This is a genomic window from Curtobacterium sp. MCBA15_008, from assembly GCF_001865065.1.
Lineage (GTDB): Bacteria > Actinomycetota > Actinomycetes > Actinomycetales > Microbacteriaceae > Curtobacterium.
On record NZ_MJGN01000005.1, the window covers coordinates 137,058 to 160,332 of the forward strand.

The window sequence follows — 23,275 nt, forward strand, 5'->3', positions numbered from 1 at the left end:
ACCGCGCCTCCCGTCCGCCCTGTGGTCGCGTCAGGCCTCCGGGATCACCCGCTCGAAGCGGCTCGTGTCCGCCCCGTCCGGGTCCGGCCCGTTCCGGCGACCGGTGTCGAGAGCGTCCAGCCGCGCGAGCTCGTCATCGGACAGCGCGAAGTCGACGACGTCGAAGTTCTCGCGGATCCGCCCCGGGTTCGTCGACTTCGGGATCGCGTTCCGGCCCTGCTGCACGTGCCAGCGGAGCATCACCTGCGCCGGCGTCTTGCCGTGCGCCTCGGCGATCTGGCGGATCGTCGGGTCGTCCATCACGCTGACCCGCTCGTCGCCCCAGCCCGGGTAGAAGGTGATCCCGCCGATGGGCGACCACGCCTGGTCGAGGATCCCGTGCCCGGCATCCGCGCGCTGGACGTCCGGCTGGGTGAAGTACGGGTGCAGCTCGATCTGGTTGAGCGCCGGGATGACGTCCGTCTGCTCGAGCAGCGAGCGGAGGTGGTGCGGCATGAAGTTGCTCACGCCGATCGCCCGGACCCGGCCGTCGGCGTACAGCGTCTCGAGGGCCTTGTACGCCTGCACCGTCCGCTCGAACCGATCCGGTGCGGGCTGGTGCAGGATCAGCACGTCAACGGTGTCGAACCCGAGCTTGCCGGTGGCCTTGTCGAAGGCGTGCAGGGTCTCGTCGTAGCCGTAGTCCGAGACCCAGACCTTCGTCTCGAGCACGATGTCGTCGCGGTCGACGCCGGAGGCGCGGATGCCCTCGCCGACCTCGCGCTCGTTGCCGTTCGCGGCGGCGGTGTCGATGTGGCGGTACCCGGTCTCGAGCGCCGTGCGGACGGCGTCGACGGTCTCCTCGGGTGCGCTCTGGAAGACGCCGAACCCGATCGCGGGGATCTGCAGTCCGTTGTTGAGGGTGAGAGTGTCCATGCCGACGACGCTACGACCGGCCGCCCGGCGCTGACGGGTACCAGCAACCCCTGCTCCGCGCAGGTGATCGGACCTACCGTGGAGGCATGGACACGACCGAAGAAGTGCGGGACTTCCTCCGCACCCGCCGCGAGCGCCTCACGCCGCAGCAGGTCGGGCTGCCCGACTTCGGGGGCGCTGCCCGACGCGTCAAGGGACTCCGACGCGAGGAGCTCGCCCTCATCGCCGGGATGAGCGTCGACTACTACGTCCGACTCGAGCGCGGGAACCTCACCGGCGTCTCGGAGAGCGTCCTCGAGTCGCTCTCCCGCGCCCTCCGGCTGGACGACGCCGAGCACGCGCACCTGTTCGACCTCGCCCGGACGCAGAACGCCTCGGCCACCACCCGCCGGACGACGACGACGACCTCGAAGGTCCGGCCGAACGTGCAACGCGTGCTCGACTCGATGACCGCGCCCGCGTGGGTGCGGAACGGTCGATCCGACTTCCTCGCCGGCAACGCCCTCGCGCGAGCGCTGTACTCGCCGTTGTTCCTCGAGCCGTCCGGCACACCGAACTCGGCCCGGTTCGCCTTCCTCGACCCCCGCGGTCGAGAGTTCTGGCTCGACTGGGACGTCGTCGCGAGCGACATGGTGGCGGTGCTGCGCGCCGAGGCCGCCCGGACCCCGTACGACAAGGGGCTCAGCGACCTCATCGGCGAGCTGTCCACCCGCAGCGAGGAGTTCCGGCAGCGCTGGGCGGCGCACGACGTCACACGACACCGGACCGGTCAGAAGCGGGTGCACCACCCCGAGGTCGGCGACCTCGACCTGACGTACGAGGCGATGGAGCTCGTGACCGACACCGGGCTGACGCTCGTCGTCTACAGCGCCGAACCGGGGTCGCCGTCCGAGGAGCGGCTCCAGTTGCTCGCGAACCTGGTGGCGACCGAGTCGGCACGGACCGCTGCCCGCTCCGCCGCCTCAGCAACATCAGCATCCGAGGACGCATGAACGACACGGGCTCGATCCGCACGACCGCGCCGTGTTCGCCGTCTTCGCCGTCGTCGTTCACCGCCCGCCTGCGCTTCCGCATCGCAACGGCGGAGGAGATCCACGAGCTGACCCGTGACCGCGAACGTGAAGCGCGGATCCTCGACGACGCGGCTGTCTGCCTCGCACCCGGCCCGTGGCAGATCGCACAGCTGTTCCGGCGGCGACGATGACGTCCGGCGCGGGGATGACCCGCGGGCGGACCCTCCTCTTCGCCGTCGCGGGTGGCGCCGCCGTCGGCAACCTGTACTGGTCGCAGCCGCTCCTGGACGACATCGCCCGATCGCTCGACACCTCCACCGCCGTCGCCGGGCTCCTCGTCACCCTCACCCAGGTCGGCTACGCCCTCGGCATCCTGCTCGTGGTGCCGCTCGGCGACGTCCTCGACCGGCGCAGGCTGGTCCCCGTCGTGCTCGTCGCGTCGGCGGTCGCGCTGCTCGGGGCCGCCGTGGCCCCGACCTTCACCACGCTCCTGGTCGCCCTCGCCCTGGTCGGGCTGACGACCGTCGCCGGGCAGCTGCTGATCCCCCTTGCCGGCGACCTGGCCGACCCGGCGGAACGCGGCCGGGTGGTCGGCACGATCGCCTCGGGAGTCCTCACCGGCATCCTGGTGTCCCGCACGGTGAGCGGCATCGTCGCGGACGCGTTCGGCTGGCGCGCCATCTACGTGCTCGCGGCGGTGGCCGCTCTGGTGTTCGCGGTCCTGCTGCGCCGCGTGATCCCCGAGCTCGAGCGCCGTGACCGGGTGCCCTACCCGGCGCTGATCCTGTCGGTGTTCCGCGCCGTCTGGGCGCACCGCTCGGTGCAGGTCACCCTCGTCATCAGCGCCACCGTCTTCGCGGTGTTCACGATGTTCTGGACGGCGCTGACGTTCCTGCTCAGCGTGGAGCCCTTCGGCTACTCCACGACGGCGATCGGGCTCGTCGGGCTGGCGGGACTCGCCGGCGCCGTCGCGGCACAGCGGGTCGGGCGACTGCACGACCGGGGCCTCTCCGTGCCGGTCAGCGGAGCAGCACTCGTGCTCGTGCTGGTGTCCCTCGTGATCGCAGGCATCGGCGCACGCTCGATCGTGGTCGTCCTGCTCGCTGTGGTCCTGCTCGACGTCGGCGTGCAGGCCGCGAACGTGCTCAACCAGACCCGGCTCTTCGCGATCGACCCCGCGGCACGCAGCCGGCTCAACACCGCGTTCGTCACCGGCAACTTCATCGGGGGTGCGATCGGGTCGGCCGTCGCGTCGGTGCTGTGGAACGCCGGTGGGTGGACCGCCGTCACCGTGGGCGGGGCGGTGCTGATGGGGTTCGCCGTGACGGTGTGGGCCGCGCACCGACGCCGGGGTCTCGTGGTCGGATCGACCGAGCGCTGATCACCGGCTCCGACGACGACCGCGGCGGCGGATGGCGGTGCCTGTGGTGACGATCGCGGCGAACAGTGCGACGGCAGCGACCAGGTGGGAGACCCACGACCCTCCGTCGCGGGCTGGGTCACTACGACCGCGCCGAGGACCACCAGGGCCACGCTGACGACGCCGGCGAACGGGACGCCGGTGACGAGGTTGCGCACGGTGCCTCCGTCGTTGTCTGGTATTTCAGCGTACTGACCCCGCCGGTCGTGTGGCAGCGGTGGGCCGGGGAGAGGGGTGAGGACAGCACCTCCCTCGATGCCCCGGACGGTCGTAGCGTCGGGGCATGCGCTTCACCGAGACCGATCCCGAGTTCGCCCAGTACTCCGCCGCGTTCGCCGACGAGACCCTGCAGCACGCGTCCCTCAGCGCGCACGACCGGTTCGTCGTGCAGCTCGGCGCGGTCGTCGCGACGGGGGCCCGGACCGCGTTCGGGGACCTGCTCGACCGCGCGCTCGACGACGCCGTCACCCCGATCGAGGCGAAGGAGATCGTGTACCAGGCCGTCGCCTACGTCGGACTCGCCCGCGCCACGGACTTCCTCGTCACCACGAACGAGGTCCTCACCGCCCGCGGAGTCACCCTGCCGCTCCCGGGCCAGTCGACCACCACGCCGGACGACCGTCTCGAGCGGGGCCGCCAGGTGCAGGGCGCGGTCGTCGGGCCGGACGTCGTCGACTCGCTCTACGAGAACGCCGCGGCGGACACCGTCCACTTCCAGCGGTTCCTGTCCGGCAACTGCTTCGGCGACACCGTCGGCCGCTCCGGGCTCGACCTGCGGACGCGAGAGCTCCTGACGTTCGCGATGCTCGTCGCACTCGGCGGCGCCGACGCCCAGGCACGGAGCCACGTCGCGGCGAACCTGCGGGTCGGCAACACGCGGCAGCACCTGCTCGACGTGCTCACGGTCCTCGTGCCGTGGCTCGGCTACCCCCGGACGCTCAACGGGCTCGCCGCCGTGAACGACGGCGCCCCCGCCGCCTGACCCCGCGACGCCGCGCCGGGATCAGATCGCGAGTTCGACGTCGCGCCCGTTCACGGTGACGATGATCCGCGGGTTCTCGGCACCGGTGGCCGTGATGTAGCTGCGGAGCGTCGACAGCAACATGTCCTCCCGGCGTTCCATCTGCGACACCGCACCCTGACTGATCCCGAGTTCGTGCGCGATCTCGGCCTGGGTCCGCTTCCCCGCTTCCCGCACCATCGCGAGGCTCATGGCGTGGATCCGGTCGAGCTCATCCGCCTCGGAGTCGAGCGCGTCGACGGCCTCGGCCATCCCCGGACGCCGGAGGAGCCGCTCCAGGCGGTCGTCACCGCTCACGAAGTCCTTCTCGCTCATCATGCTTCCTTCGTCTCGTCGATCCATCCGTTGATCAGGTGGTCGGCTCGGATGCCGACGGTGTCGGTGAACACGTCGCCCATCGTGGCCTTGTCGCCGGAGAAGAGCGCGACCACCACGGTGTCCGTGTCCGGCGGGAACCAGCAGATGACCCGCAGCGCTGTGCCTTCGACGTACGGATGGGACACCCGCCAGACCATGTGCTGCTTCGACTGCCGGACGCGCTTGATCCTGGCCGTGTCCTGCACCGGCGGCGCCTCGAGATCGCGAAGCCGCTTGAGCATGAACGTCAGGAGCTCGAGTCGCCTCTGCCCACGCTCGCTGACGTCAGCTTCGAGACGATCGAGCTGGTCGTTGAACGCTCGGGGCCAGTCGGGCCGCATGGACACAACATTAGTTTCGACTCATATTAGCCGCAACTGATGTCATGCGCAAGGGAAACGGCCGGCGGTCAGGCGACGAGCGGGCCGGCCACGTCGAGCTCCTCGTGGTCGACGAGCCAGCGGACCGCGTCGAGCACGGTCTCCTCGGCCGTGTAACCGGGGTCGTAGCCGAGCAGCCGGCGGGGCTTCTCGGTGCTGAACACCTGGCTGCGGGACAGGTGCTCCCAGCTCGCACCGGCGTGCTCCGGAGCCGTGGTCTCGCGGAACCGGTCCCACGTGACGGACTCGAGCCGCGCCTCCTGGCCGAACCACGACGCTGCCAGGTGGGCGTACCCGCGGACGGTGAGTGCGGTCGGGGCCGTGATGAAGAAGTCCTCGCCGGCGGCTGCCTCGCGGTGCTCGACCGCGAGCTGGAACGCCTGCGCGACGTCGTCCGCGTGGACGTGCGCCATCGTCTCGGCGCCGAGACCGGGCACGGCGACAGGCGTGCCCGCGGACAGCACGGTGAGGACGCCGGGGTCGAGGTTGCCGAGCGGCCCGATCGGCATCCAGCCCGGGCCGCTGATGTGGCCGGGGTGGATCGACGTCGTCACGAGACCACCTGAGGCGGTTTCCTCCTTGAGCATCCGGGCGATGGCGTCCTTCTGCACGCCGTAGTCGCCGAAGGGAGGCGTCGCGTTCTCCTCGGTGATCGGCAGGACGTGCGAGACGCCGGCCCGCCAGATCGAGCCGCAGTGCACGAGGTGGGTGTCCGTGCCTCGGAGCGCGTTGACGAGGGCCTGAGCGGACGACAGCGTGAAGCAGACGAGGTCGACGACGGCATCCGCGCGGAGCCCGACGATCCGGTCGCCGAACGTGCCGTCGCGGTCCTCCTGCTCGCGGTCGGCGGTGACCTGCTCGACCTGCTGCCACTCGGGGGCGTCGACGTAGGCCGTCCGGGTGCCGCGGCTGATGGTCACGACTTCGTGGCCGGCGCGGACGAGGCGGGGGACGAGGAACGTGCCGATGTGGCCGGTGGCTCCGATGACGACGATGCGCATGCCGCCACGCTAGGCCGGGGTCGCTGTGCGAGGGAGGCCGCGCCGGTGCCTGTTTGGCGGTCGTTCTCTCCCATTGCATCCGCGATGGAAGGTGGAAACGGGCATAGGAGGTCGGAAGTTCCGACCTCCTATGCCCGAAAACGCCGAGTACGCCCGGAACGACCCGCCGCGCACGGACCCGCCGCGCACGGACCCGCCGGTCAGTCCGCGGTGATCACCTTCACGGAGCCGGCGATGGTCGCGGCGTCCTCGGCGAGCGCGACGACCGGGTCGGGCAGCTTCGTGGCACCGCCGACGGCCTTGCGGACGCCCCACCCGACGAACGAGCCGACGATCGCACCGACGCCGCCGAGGATCGCGCCCTCGATGCGGAGGTCGCGCTTGCCGGTGGTGCCGAGCGCTGCTCCGGCGAGCGCACCGGAGGCGATCCGACCGACGAGTCCGGCGGGGGAGATCCGGCTCGGGGTCTTCGGGAGCTTGTCGCCGATGAGCTCGCCGACGGCGGACGCTACGAGCGCACCGCGGCCGAGCGGCGTGCTGAAGACCTTCCAGTCCTGCCATGCGCCCTTGAGCGAGGACCGGTCGTGGTTCAGTGCCATCACGGCGAGCGGAGTGGCACTCCGACCGCCACTGAGGATGCCCAGCACCAGGGTGCGGACCAGGGTGTGCTGCTCGTTCTTCTTGCTCATCGTCGCTCCTTGTCGTGTCCGTTCGGAAAGTACTCTTGCGCCCCTGGTACTCAGCGTTACTATGTACCGGTAGTCAGCAACACTGAGTAGCACCGCAGGAGGCACGCATGCCCAAGCAGGACACCGAGATGCTCAAGGGCATCCTCGAGGGGATCGTCCTCGCCGTGCTCGTCGGCCGACCGGCCCACGGGTACGAGATCACCGCCTCGCTCCGAGAGCAGGGCTTCACCGACATCGCCGAGGGCACGATCTACGCCCTGCTGGTCCGCATCGAGCAGCGCGGCCTCGTCGACGTCGAGAAGGTCCCCTCCGAGAAGGGGCCACCCCGGAAGGTGTTCACCCTGAACGCCCACGGCCGAGAGCAGCTCGACGACTTCTGGCGGGCCTGGGCCTTCCTCAGCGAGCGACTCGACCACCTGCAGCACCAGAACGACACAGGACAGGACTGACCATGGCCATCTCGATCTCCGACATCACGACCAAGCTCATCGGCGACAAGAAGCGCTGGCGGGCGTACAAGGCCCGGACGGCATCGCTGCCGACGAGCCACCGCACCGCCGTCGACGGCATCGAGCGGTACCTCATGTACACCGGCCCGAGCGACGGGGACCAGCTCATGCGGATGCTCAACGACCTCGCCGACCTGTTCGAGCAGAGCGCCGCGGACGCCACGAGCGTCCGCACGATCGTCGGTGACGACCCGATCGCGTTCGCCGAGGACTTCAAGGCGAACTACGGCCTCGGCTCGTGGCTCAGCAAGGAGCAGCAGCGCCTCGTCGACGCGATCGACGAAGCCGATCGGGAACAGGGCAACTGATGACCGCAGCCATCCGGGTCCGTGGGCTCGAGAAGTCCTTCGGCGACCTGCATGTCCTCCGCGGCGTCGACCTCGACGTCGCGGCCGGCGCCGTGACCGCCCTGCTCGGCTCGAACGGCGCCGGCAAGACCACCGCGATCCGCATCCTGACGACCCTCGCGAAGGCCACCGGTGGCAGCGCCACGGTGGCCGGGCACGACGTCGCCACCGAGCCGGGTGCCGTCCGCGAGGCGATCAGCCTCACCGGCCAGTTCGCCGCCGTGGACGAGGTCCTGACCGGCCGCGAGAACCTGGTCCTCGTCGCGCGGCTCCGCCACCTCCCGCACGCCGGCCGCACCGCCGACGAGCTCCTCGCGCGGTTCTCCCTCACCGATGCCGGCTCGCGCCGGGCGGGCACCTACTCGGGCGGGATGCGGCGCCGGCTCGACATCGCGATGAGCCTGATCGGCGACCCGCAGGTGGTGTTCCTCGACGAACCGACGACCGGCCTCGACCCCGAGGCCCGGCTCGAGGTCTGGGACGCCGTCCGCGCCCTCGCCGCCGGCGGCACGACCGTGCTGCTCACCACGCAGTACCTCGACGAGGCCGAACAGCTCGCCGACCGCATCGCGATCCTGCACCAGGGCCGGATCATCGCCGACGGCACGCTCGCCGAGCTCCAGCGACTGCTCCCGCCCGCCCGGGTCGAGTACGTCGCGAAGCAGCCCACGCTCGAGGACGTCTTCCTCGCCGTCATCGGCGGCGGCACCGGCACGACCAGCGCGGCCGGCACGACCGGCACGGCCAGCCCCGCCGCACACCGGAATGAGGTCGCGTGATGTCCGCCCACCCGATCCACGACACCGCCGTCCTGACCGGCCGCTCCCTCAAGCACGTCTGGCGGAGCCCCGACACGATCATCACCACCGCCGTGATGCCCATCGCCTTCCTGCTGCTGTTCGTGTACGTCTTCGGCGGCGCGATCGACACCGGCACCGCCTCGTACGTCGACTACCTGCTCCCCGGGATCCTGCTGATCACGGTGGCATCGGGCGTCGCCTACACCTCGTACCGCCTGTTCCTCGACCTGCAGACCGGCATCGACGAACGGTTCCGGTCGATGCCGATCGTCCGTGCGGCGTCGCTCTGGGCACACGTCCTCACCTCGCTCGTCGCCAACCTGGTGTCGGTCACGGTGGTGGTCGGGGTGGCCGTGCTGATGGGTTTCCGGAGCAGCGCCGGGATCGGTGCGTGGCTCGCCGTGCTCGGGATCGTGGTGCTGTTCACGCTCGCCCTCACCTGGGTGGCGGTCGTCGCGGGCCTGTCCGCGAAGTCGGTGGACGGTGCGAGTGCGTTCTCGTACCCGCTGATCTTCCTGCCGTTCATCAGCTCCGCGTTCGTGCCGACGGACACGATGCCCGGTCCGGTCCGCTGGTTCGCGGAGCACCAGCCGGTCACGTCGATCGTGGACTCCATCCGCGCGCTGTTCGCCGGCGAGGCGCTCGACGCCGACCTGTGGGTCGCCCTGGCCTGGTGCGTCGGGATCCTGCTCGTCGCCTTCGGCGCCGCGACCCTGGTGCAGCGCCGGCGGATCGGCTGAGGTGACCCACCCCGGCCTGGAGGCGCGTGGCGGCGCCGTCACGCGCCTCCAGTCCGTCACCCGGTCACCTGCACGGCGTCACCCGGTCTGCTGAGGCGCCCCGAGTAGCGTCCGCCGCATGAGCAACGTCATCCTCTTCGGCGGCCACGGCAAGGTCGCACTCCGCGCCACCCGCATCCTCACCGACCGCGGCCACACGGTCACCTCGGTCATCCGCAAGGCCGACCAGGCCGACGAGATCCGCGCGCACGGCGGCGAGCCGCACGTGGCGGACATCCAGCAGCAGACGCTCACCGACTTCGCCGAGCTGATCCACGGGCACGACGCCGTCGTGTGGTCGGCGGGCGCAGGCGGGGGATCCGCCGACCGCACCTGGGCGATCGACCGCGACGCCGCGATCCTGTCCGTGCAGGGCGCCGCGAAGGCCGGCGTCGACCGCTACCTGATGGTGTCCTGGTCAGGGTCCGTCCTCGACCACGGGGTGCCGCAGGACAACGACTTCTTCGCGTACGCGCAGTCGAAGATGATCGCCGACGCGGTGCTCCGCGACTCCGGCCTCCGCTGGACGGTCGTCGCGCCGAGCACCCTGACCGACGACGAGCGCACCGGGTCGGTCGACTGGGACGGCTCCGCGACCGAGGTGCCGCGCGGGGACGTCGCGCACGTCGTCGCCGACGCCCTCGAGAGCGACGCGACCATCGGGAAGACGATCCGGTTCAACACCGGGTCGACCCCGATCGCCGACTTCCTCCGGAACTGACCGTGTCGACGCCGACGCTCCTCTTCGTCCACGGTGCCCTCGTCCGCGACGGCGCCTGGTGGTGGTCGCCGACGGCCGACCTGCTCCGGGAGCGCACCGGCATCGAGAGCCGAGCCGTCGCCCTGCCGTCCTGCGGCGAGACGGACGGCGGCGGCGGAACAGGCACCGGGGGAGCGGGCGGGGACCTGGCGGACGACGCCGCGGCGCTCCGCCGGGCACTCGACGAGACCGCCGACGCCGGCGGTTCCGCCATCGTGGTCGGCCACTCCTACGGCGGCACGGTGATCGCCGAGGCGGGCGAGCACCCCGCCGTCGAGCACCTGCTGTTCGTGTCGTCGTACCTGCCGGACGTCGGGTCGACGCAGGGCTCGATCATGTCGACCGAGCCCGACCCGGTCGGGATCCGCCCGGACGACGCGGGCCGGATCGTGCTCGACGGGTACGACGTCGACTCGTTCGGCGCCCGGTTCCTGCAGGACGCCGACGCGGCGACGCAGCGGGCGGCGTGGGAGCGGACCACCGCCCAGGACCTCCGGGCGTTCGGGACGCCGACGAGCGCCGCCGGCTGGTCCGGGGTCGACTCGACCGCGATCGTCTGCGTCGACGACCGGTCGACGACCGTCGCGCTGCAACGACGGCACGCCGAGCGGGCGACCCGGTCCGTGGACCTGCCGACCGGGCACCACCCCTTCATCACCCGACCGGACCTGGTGGTCGGACAGATCGAGGCGTTCCTGGCCTGACTTGCGGGTCCCGGATCGCCTTGTCCCCTCAGCGCGGATGACGGGCACCATGGGTGCATGGCAACGACGAGACCCCCCGTACCCGGCCGGGCGACACCCGGCCCCGCACTCGGCGATCCCGCGACCAAGAAGTCGGAGGTGCGGCGGTGGGTCTTCTGGCCCGCTGCCGTCATCGTCCTCGGGTTCGTCGCGTGGACGCTGATCGCCCCCGCCTCTGCCGAGGCGGTGTTCAACGCCCTGCAGAGCGGCATCGTCCGCAACTTCAGCTGGTACTACGTCCTGATCGTGGCGTTCTTCGTCGGGTTCTCGCTCTTCGTGGGCTTCAGCAAGTTCGGCGACATCAAGCTCGGCAAGGACCGTGACGAGCCGGAGTTCACCACCGGGTCGTGGTTCGCCCTGCTCTTCGCCGCCGGCATGGGCATCGGCCTCGTCTTCTACGGCGTCTCCGAGCCCCTCAGCCACTTCGCCTCGCCCCGACCCGGCGTCACGGGCACCGAGAACGAGCTCGCACAGCAGGCGATGGTACAGACCTTCCTGCACTGGGGGCTGCACGCGTGGGCGATCTACGTCGTGCTCGGCATGGCGCTGGCGTACGCGATCCACCGGCGCGGCCGGCCCGTGTCGATCCGCTGGGCGCTGGAACCGCTCCTCGGCAACCGCGTCCGCGGCGGCTGGGGCAACCTCATCGACGTGATCGCCCTGGTCGGGACGCTCTTCGGCGTCGCGACCTCGCTCGGCCTCGGTGTCATCCAGATCGGCGCCGGCCTCGAGAGCGCGGGCATCGCGGAGAGCTCCCTGGTCAGCCAGCTCGCCATCATCGCGGTGATCACGGCGCTGACGATCGTCTCGCTCGTCACGGGTGTGACCAAGGGCATGAAGCTGCTGTCGAACTTCAACCTGCTGCTCGCCGCCGCGCTGCTGCTCTTCATCCTGATCGTCGGGCCGACGCAGTACCTGCTGCGGGACTTCGTCCAGTCGATCGGCGCGTACCTGCAGAACGTCGTCGGCCTCTCCTTCAACGTGAGCGCCCAGCAGGGCGCGGCGGGCGAGGCCTGGCAGGGCGCGTGGACGACGTTCTACTGGGGCTGGTGGATGTCGTGGGCGCCGTTCGTCGGCATCTTCATCGCCCGCATCTCGAAGGGCCGCACGGTCCGTGAGTTCGTCTTCGGTGTGCTCCTCGTGCCGACGGCGCTCACGTTCCTCTGGTTCGCGGTGCTCGGTGGCGCGGCCATCCACGAGCAGATCGACGGTGCCGGCGGCCTCGTCGGCTCGGACGGCTCGGTCGACGTCGAGAGCGCGCTCTTCACCCTGCTCCGCGACCTGCCGGCCGGGACGGTCCTGACGTTCGGCGCCATCCTGCTCATCGGCGTCTTCTTCGTCACCTCGTCCGACTCGGGATCGCTCGTGATGGCGATGATCGCGTCCGGCGGGGACATCGAACCGAAGAACTGGCTACGGGTGTTCTTCGCCGTGGTCGCCGCGCTCCTGGCGGTCGCGCTGCTCCTCACGGGTGGACTGAACGCGTTGAAGACGGCGGCCATCACGACAGCGCTGCCGTTCAGCATCGTGCTGCTCATGACGTGTTGGTCGACGGTGATCGCGTTCACCCGTGAGCGACGGGCGTACGACAAGGCCGAACGCGAGGTCCTGCTCGAGCACGTCGGCGCGTACTACGGGCTCGAGGTGGACGCCCCGACGGAGCGCACGGCTGGTCGTCCCTGGGACGCGGTGAAGAACCGGTTGCGCGGGCGCGCGGCCCGGCGGCCCCTCGTGTCGACGTCGCCGGACGCGTTCCCGGTCCACCCCGAGGCGGTCTCGCCGGATGCGGGCATCGACGAGCGGCTCGACCCGCCGGCACGGCAGGAGACCGCCGACGACGAGTCGACGGCGTCCGACCAGCAGACGGGGCCCGACCGGTCCTGAACGCGGGACCCACGGGCCTGGAGGCGCGGTGCCGGCTGGCACCGCGCCTGCCGTTCGTCAGGCGAACTGCGCGTAGAACCCCTCGGGCGCGTGCGCGAGCGACGCCTTGACGAGCGCGCTCCAGTCGTCGACGACGACCTCGGCCGCGTCCCGCTCGACACCGTCGAGCGAGGCCCGGGCGACGTCGGCGGGGTCCACCATCGGCCCGTCGTACCCGGCCATGATGTCGGTGTCGGCGGCGCCGAGGTGCAGGCCCTGCACGCTGATGCCCCGGCCGGCCAGCTCGAGCCGCACGCTGTTCGTCATGTTCCACTCCGCGGCCTTGGCCGACGCGTACCCGCCGGAGCCCGGGTGCGCGAACCACGACAGGGCGGACAGCACGTTCACGATCCCGCCGCCGCCGTTGGCCTCGATCACCGGCGTGAAGGCCCGGACCATCGCGAGGGTGCCCCAGAAGTTCGTGTCCATCTCGCGGCGGGCGTCCGTCAGGTCGCCGGAGACGAGCGAGCCCTGGGTGGCGATGCCCGCGTTGTTGACGAGCAGGGTGACGTCCGTCGCCGCGGCGGCCGCGGCGGTGACCGAGGCCTCGTCGGTGATGTCGAGCGGCAGCACCTCGACGCCGGGGACGTCGACGAGCTCCGGGCGCCGCGCGGTGGCGTAGACCTTGGCCGCACCCCGCTCGAGCAGCTGCAGCGCGAAGCGACGTCCGATGCCGCGGTTCGAACCCGTGACGAGTGCGACCGATCCAGCGATCTCCATGGTGTGTTCCTCCTGCCGCGCGGGCGTCTCCCGCTCCGGCTCGGTTACGCTAAGACCTCACATCCATGTCAGGGGCAAGCCCGGATCGGAGCACGCATGCGCATCGGTGACCTCGCCGCCGACACCGGGGTGAGCGTCCGCTCCCTGCGGTACTACGAGGAGCAGGGGTTGCTCACCGCCGACCGCACTCCGAGCGGACAGCGCACCTACGGTCCGGCGGCCGCCGAGCGGGTCCGACTGGTCCAGCAGCTGTTCGGCGCCGGGCTGCCGAGCCGCACCATCGTGCAGCTGCTGCCGTGCGTCGACGCCGGGGTCGCAACGCCGGAGTCCCTCGCGCTGCTCGTCGCCGGACGCGACCGGATCACCGCGCAGCTGGCGGAGCTCGAGGCCGCGCGCGACCGACTCGACGAGGTCATCCGGATCAGCGAGCACCCCAGCCCCGAGCACTGCCCGGCGCTCCGCGGACCGGAGGGACGGCAGGCCGCCTGACCCGGCCGACGGGCACAGCCCTCAGCGCCGCCGCGCCGCCTGCCAGGTCTCCCGCGGCAGCACCCCGAACTCGTCGCGGTAGCTGCCCGCGAACCGGCCGAGGTGCGCGAAGCCCGAGGCCCGCGCGATCTCGCCGATGCCCCGGCCGTCGCCGGACTCGAGCTGCTCCCGGGCGAGCAGGAGCCGGATGCGCCGGAGGTACGTCGTCGGCGTGATGCCGTGGTGCCGGCGGAACGCCTCCTGCAGCCCGCGGACGCTGAGCCCCGCCGCCTCGGCCACGTCGTCGACGGTGATCTGCTCGGTGGCGTGGTCGAGCAGGAAGGCCTCGGCGCGGGCGAACCGTGCGGCTGCGGCGGTGCGGGGCTCGTGCTGCCCGACCGGCCAGTGCGGGATCGCGGTGAGCAGGCCGCTCGCCGCGAACCGGGTCAGCTCCCGCTCCCGCGCCGCGTCGACCTCGGCGGGGCCGCGCAGGACCTCGGACGCGACCGCACGGACCATCAGCCACCAGGCGGCGAGCGCCGGCCCCTCCGGGATGTGCCGCGGCCGGAACTCGAGCGGGCCGGGGTGCCAGGCGCCGCGTTCGGCGGCGACCTGCTCCACCACGGCACGGTCGATGCGGATGAGGTCGAGGTGGAAGTCCTGCCACCGTGCGGTCTGCGGGTCGTGCCGGAACAGGACGGGACGACCGGTCTCGACCGGGTCGCCGTCGACCCGTCCGTCGCCGCCCTTCATCCAGAAGACGGTCATCGCCGCCTTCGCCTCGATGTCGGCGGACACCGTGCCGCCGCAGGACAGCGACACGAGCGACAGCAGGTTCGTGCCCCGGCGCCGGGCCTCGAACCCGAGGTCGGCGGGACCCGGCTCGACGGTGGCCTCGCGGACGTCGGGGAGCCGCGCGACGAGTTGGCCGGCCGCCGACGGGTCGGCGGCGGTGACGGTCCACTGCGTGCGCTGGAGCATGCCCGTCACGGTCAGAGCCGCCTGTGGGGGGCGGTCTGCAGGACCGACTCGGCGATCTGCTGCGCGGCCTGCTCGGCGGACGCGTGCGTGGTGTCGACGACCTCGGCGTCGGCGTGCAGCCAGGTACGGGCGGCCTCGGCGTACGGTTCCACCCGGCTGAAGCGGAACGTCGACGGTCCGAGGTCGGCGTCGTGCTCGATCCGGTGCCGCAGGGTCGCCTGGTCGGTGTGCAGCACGAAGTGCCGCACCGGGATCCCGTGCGCGGCGAGTCCGCCGGCGATCTCGCGCCAGTAGCGCTCGACGAGGACGGTCTGCGGCATCACGAGGATCCCGCCGACGTACTGCAGGACCTGCCGGGCGGTCTCGACGACGAGCGGCCGCCACGGGTCCCAGTGCTGGAAGTCGTCGGTCGCGCGGAGCGTGGGCCGGACGTCCATGAGCGTCTCGCCGACCTTCTCCGGGTCGAGTACGCGGGCGTCGGGCAGGAGGGGCTGCAGGAGCCTGCTGGTCGTCGTCTTCCCGACGCCGTGGGTGCCGTTCAGCCACACGATCATGGTCGGACGGTAGCGCACGAACCACCCGGTCGGGAGGGATCGCCGAAGACTGCCCCGGGTTCCGTCGGCTCAGGGTCGCCCGGACCGGCTCGACGACGTCCCGGCGTCGGGCGGACGGGAGGCGCGGGGCGGCCCGGCGCCGTGCCACCCGTCCGGATCGTCCGCACCGTCGCCGCGGTGCGGACGCGCGGTCAGCGCTGCGAGGACCCGGTCACGTCGGCGGGGCGCTCCGGGGCACGGACGACGAGCGGGGTCGCGGCGTAGCGCCCGCGGCCGTGGCGCCGGTCGGAGACGGCGACCACGAGGAGGAGCACGCCGATGAGGAGCCACAGGCTCCCGACGATCCAGCGCCAGGGCTCCGTGCCGAGCGCGGCGAGCACGAGCCAGACCACGCCGAGGAGGGTCGAACCGACGCCCTGCCAGACACGTGGTCGGCCGACGATCGTGCGCCAAGGAGAGCGGGTGGCTTCGTTGCTCATGACGGAAGGCTAGCCCGACTCGCCGGGATCAGGCGCGGCCGGTGACCATCGCGTCGATCGTCCGCATGGCCGTGGCGAAGATCGTGAGCACGGGGTTCACACCCCCGTTCGTGACGTGCACCGACCCGTCCGCGACGCGCAGGTTGTCGTGCCCCCAGACCCGACCGTACGGGTCGACCACCGAGGTCGCCGGGTCCGCGCCCATCCGGAGCGTGCCGGCCTGGTGCTGCCCACCGCTCGCGCCGACGACCGGACCGTGCAGCTCGGCGACCCGGGTCGCTCCGGCGGCCCGCAGCCAGTCGCCGCTCCGGGCGCTGGTGTGGTCGCGGGCCCGGACGTCCTCGGGGTGGACGCCGCCGCTGAACCACGCCACCGGGGTGCCGTACCGGTCGGTGACGGACTGGTCGACGCGGACCCGGGCGTCGGCCGTCGTGACCTCCTGGATCGGCCCCATGATCCGCATGCTCCGGCGGGCGAGGTCCCGCATGGCCCGCTTGCTGCCGAGCCCCGCGCGGGGGATCAGTCCGGTGCCCACGAGGTACTGGTAGGTGTTCGCCGGGGTCGCGATGAACTCGTTCGCCAGGATCCCACCGCCGACCTGCCCGTCCACGCCGTGCCGGAAGTCGGTCGTCGCGATGGACGGCCCCGGCCCGAGACCGTCGTCCACCACGTCGTCGAAGACGCCCATCGCGCCGCCGTAGACGTGCCCCTGCAGGTGGCGTCCGACCTGGTCGGTGCCGTTCCCGATGCCGTCCGGCTCGCGGGCGCTGCGACTGTTGAGCAGCAGGCGCGCGGACTCCACGGCGCCCGCGGCGACGACGACCTCGCCGGCGTCGACGTCGACGCGCCAGTCCCGGCCGTCGACGGTGCCGACGATCGTCACGCCGACGACCCGACCGGTGTGGTCGGTGCGGAGTCGGGCGACCCGGCTGTCCAGCAGGATCGCGGCGTTACCCGTCGCGAACGCCCGGGTCAGCATCGTGTTCTGGCTGCCGTTCTTCGCGTCGACCGGGCAGGCGAACCCGACGCACATGCCGCACTGCTCGCACGCCCGGCGACCGAGGTACGGCGTCGAGTTGATGAGCAACGGCACGTGCACGGTCGAGATCCCGAGCGCCTCGGCGGCACGGGCGAGCCGCTCGCGGGCCGGGCCGGACGGCAGGGGCGGCATCGGGAACGCACGGGCCCGGTCACCGGCCCACGGCCCGTCGGTGTCGCCGCCACTGACACCCACCTGCCACTCGGCCCGCTCGTACCAGGGCTCGAGCTCGTCGTACCCGAACGGCCAGTCCGCCAGGCTGCTGCCGTCCGGCACCCCGTACGTCGACGCCATCGCGAAGTCGCGTGGGCCGAACCGCCACGCCTGCGCGCCGTAGACCCGGGTCCCACCGCCGGCCGTGCCCGCGTTGCCGTGCCAGCCCGGCGACGACGGGCGGAGCAGCAGGCGCTCGCGCCCGTCCGACACCGTGCGCGGGTTCCCGGCGTCGGCGGGTCCGGTCAGCGGGGCCACACCCCAGTTCGACCGGGGGTTCCGCAGGTGGTCCCGGCTGAGCTCGGCGGTCCCCGGCCAGGGCCCGGCCTCGACCACGAGCACGCGGCGACCGGACTCCGCCAGGCCGCACGCGGCGACGCCCCCGCCCGCGCCGGAACCGATCACGACCGCGTCGTACCGGGCTGCGAGCGCCTTCGGGTGCACCACGGTCGGCGAGGCGGTGGCGACGGGCACTGGGACGCTCCACCCGGTCGGCGGGTCGGGTCGCCAGCCGACCATCTCCCAGGAGCGCTCGCCCACGTTGCCGCCGTTCGCGGCGTCGGCGTAGTACCCCGCCGACACGAGTTCGGCGAACCAGACGCGGTCCGGGTCGTCCTCGGCGAGGTCGTGCTCGACGACCGCGCGGAGCCGGTCCGTCCAGTCGGGCCGGTCCCGGAGGACCGTCGCCAGGAAGTCGAGTGCGCCGGCCTGCGAGGCCGACGGGTACGCGTCGGCGGGGACCACCTGGTCGACGAGCGCCCGCAGTCGCTCTGCATGCTCGTCGACGAACGTCCGTGCCGTCATCGGTGACCGCCCTCCGGGCTGCTCCGGTGCCGCCCTCGATCACGCTACCGGTCGGGACGACCGGTGACGGTCGGTGGAACGGACCACGGCCTGGAGGCGCGGTGCGGGTCGGGCGCACACCGCGCCTCCTGGCCGTGGTCGCGTCGTGACGGGCGGTCGTGTCGTCAGGCGCGGTCGTGCAGCGTGACGTGGTAGCCGTCGGGGTCGGCGAAGGTGAAGGTCCGGCCGAAGGGGCCGTCGATCGGTGCGGACACGATCGTGTGGCCGTCCGCGACGAGGGCGTCGTGGATGGCCTGGACGTCGATGGCGTGCAGCCAGAGCGCCGCACCGATCCCGGGCTGAGGAGCGGCGTCGAGGTCGGTACCGGGGACGACGTCCCGCAGGGCGAACGCGATCGGGGTGGTCGTGAAGACGACCGCGTGGGGCGGACCGGCCGGCGACCGGACGAGCCCCAGGTACTGCTCGTAGAAGGCCTGCGACGCGTCGAGGTCGCGGGTCTGGAGGGAGATGAAGTCGGGTCCGGTGACGGGCATGCGGTGCTCCTTGTCGATGTGTCAGTCTTCTGACACGGAGCAATCTATGTCAGACTACTGACATGAGTCAACACGGCGACGGGATCGATCTCGACACGTCCCTGGGATACCTGCTCAAGGAGGCCGCCAGCGCGCTCCGCACCGCGATGGAGTCGGTGCTGCGCCCACTCGGCATGACCATGACGCACTACTCGTGCCTCGAACTGCTCGCACAGCGACCCGGGCTGTCGAACTCGGAGCTCGCCCGCGGCGCCTTCGTGACGCGGCAGTCGATGAACGTGCTGCTGCAGGCGCTCGAACGCGACGGCCTCGTGACGCGTCCGTCCGAGGCGCCGGTGGGGAAGGTCCTGCCGACCCGGCTGACCGCGGCGGGTCGACGGCAGCTCGAGCAGGCGTCCGCCGCCGTCCGGTCGGTCGAGGTCCGGATGCTGCACGGGATGGACCAGGACGAGCAGACGGCGGCACTCCGGGCCCTGCGCAGCATGGTGCGGTCGCTGCGGGGGACCGGGGATGAACCCAGCCCGGGTCGGGCCTAGTTGATGCAGGTCCCCTGGTCGCCGTAGGCGTTGCCGACCGGCTTGGCAGAGGGCGACGCCGGCGCGGGCTTCGACGGCGCGGCCGGCTTCGGGTTCGTGGTGGTGGCGCCGGTCCCGGTACCCGTCGCAGCTCCCGTCCCGGTCCCGCTCGGGGCGGTGGTCGCGACGGTGTGCCCGTCGGTGCCGAGCACGAGCGTCACGCCGGACACCGTGGTGGACAGCACCGCGGTCGCACCCGGGACCACCGCGGCGACGGCCTTCGCCTGGGCCTCCTGGCCCTTCGGGTACTGGATCACGGTCGCGCTCGTCGTCGTGGTGTCCGACGGAGCGCCGACGACGAAGCCCTTCGCGGTCAGCGCCGACGACGCCGCCGTCGCACCGCCCGGGGTCGAGCCGCCGTTCTGCACCGAGACCCGGACGCTCGCCGGGGACGCCGCGTGTGCGGAGGTGTACGCGGCCGGGGCGCCGACGATGCTCTGGATGAACGCCGGCATCGCGGCGAAGTCGACCGCCACGGTCGAGTAGCCGTCGATCGTCGGCGTGCCCGAGGTCGGGATCGCCGTGGACCTGATGGCCGACAGGTCGATGCTCCGGAACGTGTTCACCAGGCTCGGGATGCTCAGGCCGTCGTCGATCTGGATCGAGTCGCCCACCCCGTGCAGCAGGTTCGAGACCTTGACCGGGTTGAGGAGCGTGTCGGCAGACAGTGCCTTGCGGGCCTCCTGCGACAGGAAGTACTGCTGCCGGACCTCGCGGTCGAGGTCGCCGCGCGGCAGGCCGTCGCGCTGCCGGACGAACGACAGCGCCTGCGAGGCGTTGAGGGTGGACTTTCCCGCGGGCAGGTCGACGTTCGAGTTGGTGTCGTGGACCGCCTCGTTGAGGCAGACGTCGACCGGGCCGAGCGCCTTCACGAGCTGGTAGAAGCCGAGCAGTGAGACCCGCACGAAGTGGTCGATCGTCAGGCCGCTCATGTTCTCGATCGTCTGGATGAGCAGGCGCATGCCGCCGGCGTCCCCGCCGCCGTTCGCAGCGCCGTCCGAGAACGCGCTGTTGAGCTTGAAGGTGCCGTGCCCGGGGATCTGCACCCACGAGTCGCGCGGGAAGGAGATCATCGTCGCGCTGCCGCCCCCGGCGGGGATGTGCAGGACGATCATCGAGTCGGTGTTCGTCGCGCCGCCGTCGAGTTGCGTGCCGAGGTCGGCGAGCTCCTGCGGGGTGGCGTCCGCCGGACGGTGGTCGTCACCGACGAGCAGGATGTTCTGCGCCTCACCGTCGGCATCGGCCCCGGGCGAGGACGATGCGTGCGGCAGTGCCACGTGCACCTTGGTCAGACTGTCGTCGAGCTGCGCGTACGACCACGCGGCGTAGCCACCGGTGAGGACGAGGGCCATCGCGAGGACGCCGCCGATCGCCGGGAACACCATCCGGAGTCCGCTGCGGCGCTGGCGCCCGTGGCGGACCGCGGTGTGCGCGCGGCCGCGCCCGCCGTGCTCGGCGGCCGGGTGCTGATCGGCCGGGTGGTGCTCGGCCGCGTGCTGCTCGGCCGCGGTCGGGATCGGCGGCTCGAAGGGGTCGTCGCTCATGGGGGAAACCTAGGGTTGCTCGCTGCACAGCAGGCGGTGACGGTCTGTGACGATGTTCAGCGGCCCGCACCGTAGAGTTCCCGGGGTGAACGACGCTCGTCAGGACCACCGGTTCCCGCGGCTGGCCCGCACCCTGCTCGGCACCGCGCTCGTCGCCGTCGTCGGTGTGCTGCCCGCACTGTCCCTCGCGGCCCCCGCTTCGGCGCACGCCGCGCTGACCGCCAGCGACCCCGCCGAGGGGTCGACGGTCTCCACGGAGCTCGAGCGCGTCGAACTCACCTTCTCCGAGGCACCGCTCGCCGGCCTCGACGCCGGACTCCGGATCGAGGTCCGCGACGCCGCCGGCACCGACGAGTCCACCGGTGAGGTCACGGTCGACGGCGACACCATGTCGAAGGCCGTCGAACTGACTGCGGGACCGCACACCGTGCTCTGGCGGTACGTCTCGCCGGACGGGCACCCCATCGACGGGCAGGTCACCTTCACCGTGACGGCCGCCGCCCCGGCGTCACCGGCCGCCACCCCGTCAGCCGGTTCGTCGTCCGCGGCGCCCTCGTCGTCAGTCGCGCCCTCGGCCAGTGCGTCGGCGGCCGTCTCGTCCGCCTCGGTCGTCCCCGCGGGCCCCTTCCCCTGGGTGCTCGGGGTGGTCGTGGTCCTGCTGCTCGCCGCCGCTGCGGCCGCCTTCGTCGTGCGTCGGCGCCGTCGGGCCTGACGCCCGGGCGGTCGCGTCGGGACGGCCACGGGCTCTGGACGGCTGACGCGACGGACGGGAGGCGCGGTGCGGGCAGGCACCGCGCCTCCCGTCCGTCAGCGGTGCGGTCTTCCCGCGGTCCGCCCGCGGAACGACTCAGTGGGTGTGCCGGTGGTGACTGTCCGGGTAGTGCTCGTGGGTGTGGGTGATCGGCTCGTGGGTGTGGACGTGTCGGTGCCACGTGCCGACCGCGACGGGCTCCGCGTGCTCGTGCTGGTGGTGTTCGTCGTGGTGGTGCCAGTGGTCGTGGGTCACGGCCTCGTGGGTGTGCTCGTGCTCGTGTCGCTCGGTGAGGTGGAGCCAGATGCCCACCGCCATCAGGACGCCGGCGACGACGAGCGGCACGGTCACGGGTTCGCCGAGCACGATCGCGAGGACCGCGCCGAAGAAGGGCGCCACCGAGTAGTAGGCGCCCGCCCGGGCGGTGCCGACGTGTCGGAGCGCGACGATGAACAGCACCAGGCTCACGCCGTACGCGAAGAAGCCGACCACCATCGCGGCAGCGACGTTCCCGACGGCGGGCAGCTCGGCGCCGAGCACGAACGCGAGGACCAGGTTCACGGGTCCGGCGACGCCGCCCTTGACGGCGGCGAGCCAGGACGCGTCGTGGATCGCGACCTTCCGGGTGAGGTTGTTGTCGATGCCCCACGACAGGCATGCGCCGAGGATGGCCAGCGACGGCCAGGCGCTGCCGAAGGCGATCCCGGCCGGGACGGTCAGCACGACGGCACCGGCGACGATGGCGAGCATGCCGAGCGCGATGCGGCGGTCGAAGTTCTCGCGGAACACGAACCAGGCCAGCAGCGCCGTCGCGACGCCCTCCGCGTTCAGCAGCAGCGACGCCCCCGACGCCGGCATGTTCACCAGGCCGATCAGCAGGAGGACCGGCCCGAGGACGCCGCCGAACGCGATCGCACCGGCGAGCGGCAGTCGCTCGCCTCGAGCGAGGTGCACGCGCGGGGAACGCCGGACGAGTCGGATGAGGCCGAGCCCGAGACCCGACCCGGTGTAGAGCAGTCCGGCGAGCATGAACGGGCTGACCGCATCGAGGAGCAGCTTCGCCGCGGGGGTCCCCGCACCGAAGAGCACCGCCGAGAGCAACGCCGCCTGGACGCCGCGGCTACGCAGAGCGGTCAGCACGCGCGGCTCCCCCGTGGTGGGCGGGCGTGCCGTCGAGCTGGTGCTCGGCCTGGAAGATCGCGTCGGACACGAGCTGTCGGGCGTGCTCGTTGGTGAGCCGGTAGAAGACACGCGTGCCCTCGTGCCGGGTGGCGACCACGCGGGCGAGGCGCAGCTTGGCGAGGTGTTGCGAGACCGCGGCCGGGGACTTGCGGACCCGCTCGGCGAGGTCGTTCACGGGCAGCTCGCCGTCGGAGAGCGCCAGGACGATCCGCACCCGGGTGGCGTCGGCGAGCATGCTGAACACCTCGACCGCCAGCGCCACGTAGTCGCTGTCAACGTGGCGGCCGCACTTGCTATCTGCATCCATGCGCAGATTGTTGCATGATTGTTCGATAGCCGATCGGTGACCGGACACCGTGTTGATGGACCGGCGCTTTCTCGGGACGCGGGCAAACGTGGTGTGAACGCGCCAGGATTCACTCATGTGCTCATCGCAACGGTTGGTGACCGCGCCTCTCGGCATCGCACTGTCCGTCGCGTCGGCATCGGGACGAGCCGACGCGACTTGGATCTTGTTACACGGTTCGGACGGGCACGAGACTGACCTGTTGCCGCTCGCGGACCGCCTCCTCCCCGATGCTGCGCAGGTCGCCCTTCGCGGTGCCGCGGAAACAACTGGGGGCCGTGCCTTCTTCGACCGCCACGCCGACAGGACCATCGACGACGAGGAAGTCGGCGCTCGGACCGGCGCGCTGGTCGATGCGATACAGCACGGCCAGCGTCTGGTCGGCGGAACCCGGCACCGGATTCTCCTGGGATTCTCCAACGGTGCGAT

The 23,275-nt window shown here is 71.9% G+C and carries 29 protein-coding genes; 14 read left to right on the top strand and 15 right to left on the bottom strand.

Features of this window, described 5'->3' with window-relative positions; genetic code table 11:
- Positions 1–30 precede the first annotated feature (30 nt).
- Positions 31–915, bottom strand: a complete 885-nt coding sequence (locus tag BIU96_RS02600; protein ID WP_071291041.1) for an aldo/keto reductase — start codon at positions 913–915, stop codon at positions 31–33.
- 86 nt (positions 916–1,001) lie between these two features.
- On the opposite strand from BIU96_RS02600, the gene BIU96_RS02605 reads away from it, so the two are divergent.
- The 4 genes from BIU96_RS02605 to BIU96_RS02620 all read left to right on the top strand — a co-directional run bounded on the left by BIU96_RS02605 (position 1,002) and on the right by BIU96_RS02620 (position 4,330).
- Positions 1,002–1,907 carry a helix-turn-helix domain-containing protein gene (locus BIU96_RS02605; RefSeq protein WP_071291042.1) on the top strand — a complete coding sequence of 302 codons (906 nt, stop codon included), beginning with the start codon at positions 1,002–1,004 and terminating at the stop codon, positions 1,905–1,907.
- Positions 1,904–2,119: a hypothetical protein gene (locus tag BIU96_RS02610; protein WP_071291043.1), complete on the top strand. Its 216-nt coding sequence runs from the start codon at positions 1,904–1,906 to the stop codon at positions 2,117–2,119. Before BIU96_RS02605 ends, BIU96_RS02610 begins: the two co-directional genes overlap by 4 nt.
- Before the next feature lie 14 nt (positions 2,120–2,133).
- Positions 2,134–3,309: an MFS transporter gene (locus tag BIU96_RS02615; protein WP_254785912.1), complete on the top strand. Its 1,176-nt coding sequence runs from the start codon at positions 2,134–2,136 to the stop codon at positions 3,307–3,309.
- A gap of 322 nt (positions 3,310–3,631) precedes the next feature.
- Positions 3,632–4,330, top strand: a complete 699-nt coding sequence (locus BIU96_RS02620; RefSeq protein WP_071291045.1) for a carboxymuconolactone decarboxylase family protein — start codon at positions 3,632–3,634, stop codon at positions 4,328–4,330.
- Between the two features lie 21 nt (positions 4,331–4,351).
- Here BIU96_RS02620 and BIU96_RS02625 read toward each other — a convergent pair whose 3' ends face one another.
- The 4 genes from BIU96_RS02625 to BIU96_RS02640 all read right to left on the bottom strand — a co-directional run bounded on the left by BIU96_RS02625 (position 4,352) and on the right by BIU96_RS02640 (position 6,796).
- Positions 4,352–4,687, bottom strand: a complete 336-nt coding sequence (locus BIU96_RS02625) for a sigma factor-like helix-turn-helix DNA-binding protein (RefSeq protein WP_083402594.1) — start codon at positions 4,685–4,687, stop codon at positions 4,352–4,354.
- Positions 4,684–5,067 carry a hypothetical protein gene (locus BIU96_RS02630; RefSeq protein WP_071291047.1) on the bottom strand — a complete coding sequence of 128 codons (384 nt, stop codon included), beginning with the start codon at positions 5,065–5,067 and terminating at the stop codon, positions 4,684–4,686. The genes BIU96_RS02625 and BIU96_RS02630 overlap by 4 nt, the downstream gene beginning before the upstream one ends.
- Before the next feature lie 68 nt (positions 5,068–5,135).
- Positions 5,136–6,107, bottom strand: coding sequence for an NAD(P)-dependent oxidoreductase (locus BIU96_RS02635; RefSeq protein WP_071291048.1), 972 nt, complete (start codon positions 6,105–6,107; stop codon positions 5,136–5,138).
- Positions 6,108–6,307: 200 nt separating this feature from the next.
- A complete protein-coding gene (locus BIU96_RS02640; protein WP_071291049.1) occupies positions 6,308–6,796 on the bottom strand; it encodes a DUF4126 family protein in 489 nt (162 codons plus the stop codon).
- A gap of 107 nt (positions 6,797–6,903) precedes the next feature.
- Here BIU96_RS02640 and BIU96_RS02645 point away from each other — a divergent pair, with 107 nt between their 5' ends.
- From BIU96_RS02645 to BIU96_RS02675, 7 genes are all read left to right on the top strand, one after another.
- Complete coding sequence (locus BIU96_RS02645; RefSeq protein WP_071291050.1) at positions 6,904–7,245, top strand: PadR family transcriptional regulator; 342 nt, start codon at positions 6,904–6,906, stop codon at positions 7,243–7,245.
- Positions 7,246–7,247: 2 nt separating this feature from the next.
- Positions 7,248–7,613, top strand: a complete 366-nt coding sequence (locus BIU96_RS02650; RefSeq protein ID WP_071291051.1) for a DUF1048 domain-containing protein — start codon at positions 7,248–7,250, stop codon at positions 7,611–7,613.
- Positions 7,610–8,431, top strand: coding sequence for an ABC transporter ATP-binding protein (locus BIU96_RS02655; RefSeq protein WP_139199724.1), 822 nt, complete (start codon positions 7,610–7,612; stop codon positions 8,429–8,431). Before BIU96_RS02650 ends, BIU96_RS02655 begins: the two co-directional genes overlap by 4 nt.
- Positions 8,431–9,192, top strand: a complete 762-nt coding sequence (locus BIU96_RS02660) for an ABC transporter permease (RefSeq protein ID WP_071291053.1) — start codon at positions 8,431–8,433, stop codon at positions 9,190–9,192. Before BIU96_RS02655 ends, BIU96_RS02660 begins: the two co-directional genes overlap by 1 nt.
- 118 nt (positions 9,193–9,310) lie before the next feature.
- Positions 9,311–9,952: an SDR family oxidoreductase gene (locus BIU96_RS02665; RefSeq protein WP_071291054.1), complete on the top strand. Its 642-nt coding sequence runs from the start codon at positions 9,311–9,313 to the stop codon at positions 9,950–9,952.
- A gap of 2 nt (positions 9,953–9,954) precedes the next feature.
- Positions 9,955–10,695 (top strand): alpha/beta hydrolase, encoded by a 741-nt coding sequence (locus BIU96_RS02670; protein WP_071291055.1) that lies wholly within the window; start codon positions 9,955–9,957, stop codon positions 10,693–10,695.
- 57 nt (positions 10,696–10,752) lie between these two features.
- Positions 10,753–12,618 (top strand): BCCT family transporter, encoded by a 1,866-nt coding sequence (locus BIU96_RS02675; RefSeq protein ID WP_083402595.1) that lies wholly within the window; start codon positions 10,753–10,755, stop codon positions 12,616–12,618.
- 57 nt (positions 12,619–12,675) lie between these two features.
- Here the strand turns inward: BIU96_RS02675 and BIU96_RS02680 are convergent, their stop codons facing one another.
- Positions 12,676–13,377 (bottom strand): SDR family oxidoreductase, encoded by a 702-nt coding sequence (locus BIU96_RS02680; protein ID WP_071291057.1) that lies wholly within the window; start codon positions 13,375–13,377, stop codon positions 12,676–12,678.
- 96 nt (positions 13,378–13,473) lie between these two features.
- On the opposite strand from BIU96_RS02680, the gene BIU96_RS02685 reads away from it, so the two are divergent.
- Positions 13,474–13,866 carry a MerR family transcriptional regulator gene (locus BIU96_RS02685; protein WP_071291058.1) on the top strand — a complete coding sequence of 131 codons (393 nt, stop codon included), beginning with the start codon at positions 13,474–13,476 and terminating at the stop codon, positions 13,864–13,866.
- 21 nt (positions 13,867–13,887) lie between these two features.
- Here BIU96_RS02685 and BIU96_RS02690 read toward each other — a convergent pair whose 3' ends face one another.
- From BIU96_RS02690 to BIU96_RS02710, 5 genes are all read right to left on the bottom strand, one after another.
- Positions 13,888–14,826 (bottom strand): helix-turn-helix transcriptional regulator, encoded by a 939-nt coding sequence (locus tag BIU96_RS02690; protein ID WP_071291059.1) that lies wholly within the window; start codon positions 14,824–14,826, stop codon positions 13,888–13,890.
- 11 nt (positions 14,827–14,837) lie between these two features.
- A complete protein-coding gene (locus tag BIU96_RS02695; RefSeq protein WP_071291084.1) occupies positions 14,838–15,380 on the bottom strand; it encodes an AAA family ATPase in 543 nt (180 codons plus the stop codon).
- Between the two features lie 191 nt (positions 15,381–15,571).
- Positions 15,572–15,859: a hypothetical protein gene (locus tag BIU96_RS02700; RefSeq protein WP_071291060.1), complete on the bottom strand. Its 288-nt coding sequence runs from the start codon at positions 15,857–15,859 to the stop codon at positions 15,572–15,574.
- 28 nt (positions 15,860–15,887) lie between these two features.
- On the bottom strand, positions 15,888–17,915 hold the full coding sequence (locus tag BIU96_RS02705; protein ID WP_083402596.1) for a GMC oxidoreductase: 2,028 nt from the start codon (positions 17,913–17,915) through the stop codon (positions 15,888–15,890).
- A 164-nt stretch (positions 17,916–18,079) separates the two neighbouring features.
- The gene (locus BIU96_RS02710; RefSeq protein ID WP_071291061.1) at positions 18,080–18,448 is read right to left on the bottom strand and encodes a VOC family protein; all 369 of its coding nucleotides are present in this window, start codon (positions 18,446–18,448) and stop codon (positions 18,080–18,082) included.
- A gap of 62 nt (positions 18,449–18,510) precedes the next feature.
- Here BIU96_RS02710 and BIU96_RS02715 point away from each other — a divergent pair, with 62 nt between their 5' ends.
- Positions 18,511–18,984 (top strand): MarR family winged helix-turn-helix transcriptional regulator, encoded by a 474-nt coding sequence (locus BIU96_RS02715; protein WP_071291062.1) that lies wholly within the window; start codon positions 18,511–18,513, stop codon positions 18,982–18,984.
- On the opposite strand, the gene BIU96_RS02720 is transcribed toward BIU96_RS02715, so the two are convergent.
- Positions 18,981–20,567, bottom strand: coding sequence for an LCP family protein (locus BIU96_RS02720; RefSeq protein ID WP_083402597.1), 1,587 nt, complete (start codon positions 20,565–20,567; stop codon positions 18,981–18,983). The two genes, BIU96_RS02715 and BIU96_RS02720, sit on opposite strands and share 4 nt — an antisense overlap.
- A gap of 85 nt (positions 20,568–20,652) precedes the next feature.
- Between BIU96_RS02720 and BIU96_RS02725 the strand changes: the two genes are divergently transcribed.
- On the top strand, positions 20,653–21,279 hold the full coding sequence (locus tag BIU96_RS02725; protein ID WP_175477435.1) for a copper resistance CopC family protein: 627 nt from the start codon (positions 20,653–20,655) through the stop codon (positions 21,277–21,279).
- A gap of 135 nt (positions 21,280–21,414) precedes the next feature.
- On the opposite strand, the gene BIU96_RS02730 is transcribed toward BIU96_RS02725, so the two are convergent.
- The 3 genes from BIU96_RS02730 to BIU96_RS02740 all read right to left on the bottom strand — a co-directional run.
- Positions 21,415–22,458, bottom strand: a complete 1,044-nt coding sequence (locus BIU96_RS02730) for a DMT family transporter (RefSeq protein WP_071291063.1) — start codon at positions 22,456–22,458, stop codon at positions 21,415–21,417.
- Positions 22,439–22,807 (bottom strand): metalloregulator ArsR/SmtB family transcription factor, encoded by a 369-nt coding sequence (locus BIU96_RS02735; RefSeq protein WP_083402599.1) that lies wholly within the window; start codon positions 22,805–22,807, stop codon positions 22,439–22,441. The genes BIU96_RS02730 and BIU96_RS02735 overlap by 20 nt, the downstream gene beginning before the upstream one ends.
- 208 nt (positions 22,808–23,015) lie before the next feature.
- A partial coding sequence (locus BIU96_RS02740) for a hypothetical protein (protein ID WP_217642228.1) occupies positions 23,016–23,275 on the bottom strand: 260 nt, incomplete at its 5' end.

Coding starts and splice junctions, on each gene's coding strand:
- BIU96_RS02600 (WP_071291041.1), bottom strand. CDS start 915: ATGGACACTCTCACCCTCAACAACGGACTGCAGATCCCCGCGATCGGG.
- BIU96_RS02605 (WP_071291042.1), top strand. CDS start 1,002: ATGGACACGACCGAAGAAGTGCGGGACTTCCTCCGCACCCGCCGCGAG.
- BIU96_RS02610 (WP_071291043.1), top strand. CDS start 1,904: ATGAACGACACGGGCTCGATCCGCACGACCGCGCCGTGTTCGCCGTCT.
- BIU96_RS02615 (WP_254785912.1), top strand. CDS start 2,134: ATGACCCGCGGGCGGACCCTCCTCTTCGCCGTCGCGGGTGGCGCCGCC.
- BIU96_RS02620 (WP_071291045.1), top strand. CDS start 3,632: ATGCGCTTCACCGAGACCGATCCCGAGTTCGCCCAGTACTCCGCCGCG.
- BIU96_RS02625 (WP_083402594.1), bottom strand. CDS start 4,687: ATGATGAGCGAGAAGGACTTCGTGAGCGGTGACGACCGCCTGGAGCGG.
- BIU96_RS02630 (WP_071291047.1), bottom strand. CDS start 5,067: ATGCGGCCCGACTGGCCCCGAGCGTTCAACGACCAGCTCGATCGTCTC.
- BIU96_RS02635 (WP_071291048.1), bottom strand. CDS start 6,107: ATGCGCATCGTCGTCATCGGAGCCACCGGCCACATCGGCACGTTCCTC.
- BIU96_RS02640 (WP_071291049.1), bottom strand. CDS start 6,796: ATGAGCAAGAAGAACGAGCAGCACACCCTGGTCCGCACCCTGGTGCTG.
- BIU96_RS02645 (WP_071291050.1), top strand. CDS start 6,904: ATGCCCAAGCAGGACACCGAGATGCTCAAGGGCATCCTCGAGGGGATC.
- BIU96_RS02650 (WP_071291051.1), top strand. CDS start 7,248: ATGGCCATCTCGATCTCCGACATCACGACCAAGCTCATCGGCGACAAG.
- BIU96_RS02660 (WP_071291053.1), top strand. CDS start 8,431: ATGTCCGCCCACCCGATCCACGACACCGCCGTCCTGACCGGCCGCTCC.
- BIU96_RS02665 (WP_071291054.1), top strand. CDS start 9,311: ATGAGCAACGTCATCCTCTTCGGCGGCCACGGCAAGGTCGCACTCCGC.
- BIU96_RS02675 (WP_083402595.1), top strand. CDS start 10,753: ATGGCAACGACGAGACCCCCCGTACCCGGCCGGGCGACACCCGGCCCC.
- BIU96_RS02680 (WP_071291057.1), bottom strand. CDS start 13,377: ATGGAGATCGCTGGATCGGTCGCACTCGTCACGGGTTCGAACCGCGGC.
- BIU96_RS02685 (WP_071291058.1), top strand. CDS start 13,474: ATGCGCATCGGTGACCTCGCCGCCGACACCGGGGTGAGCGTCCGCTCC.
- BIU96_RS02690 (WP_071291059.1), bottom strand. CDS start 14,826: ATGCTCCAGCGCACGCAGTGGACCGTCACCGCCGCCGACCCGTCGGCG.
- BIU96_RS02695 (WP_071291084.1), bottom strand. CDS start 15,380: ATGATCGTGTGGCTGAACGGCACCCACGGCGTCGGGAAGACGACGACC.
- BIU96_RS02700 (WP_071291060.1), bottom strand. CDS start 15,859: ATGAGCAACGAAGCCACCCGCTCTCCTTGGCGCACGATCGTCGGCCGA.
- BIU96_RS02705 (WP_083402596.1), bottom strand. CDS start 17,915: ATGACGGCACGGACGTTCGTCGACGAGCATGCAGAGCGACTGCGGGCG.
- BIU96_RS02710 (WP_071291061.1), bottom strand. CDS start 18,448: ATGCCCGTCACCGGACCCGACTTCATCTCCCTCCAGACCCGCGACCTC.
- BIU96_RS02715 (WP_071291062.1), top strand. CDS start 18,511: ATGAGTCAACACGGCGACGGGATCGATCTCGACACGTCCCTGGGATAC.
- BIU96_RS02720 (WP_083402597.1), bottom strand. CDS start 20,567: ATGAGCGACGACCCCTTCGAGCCGCCGATCCCGACCGCGGCCGAGCAG.
- BIU96_RS02735 (WP_083402599.1), bottom strand. CDS start 22,807: ATGGATGCAGATAGCAAGTGCGGCCGCCACGTTGACAGCGACTACGTG.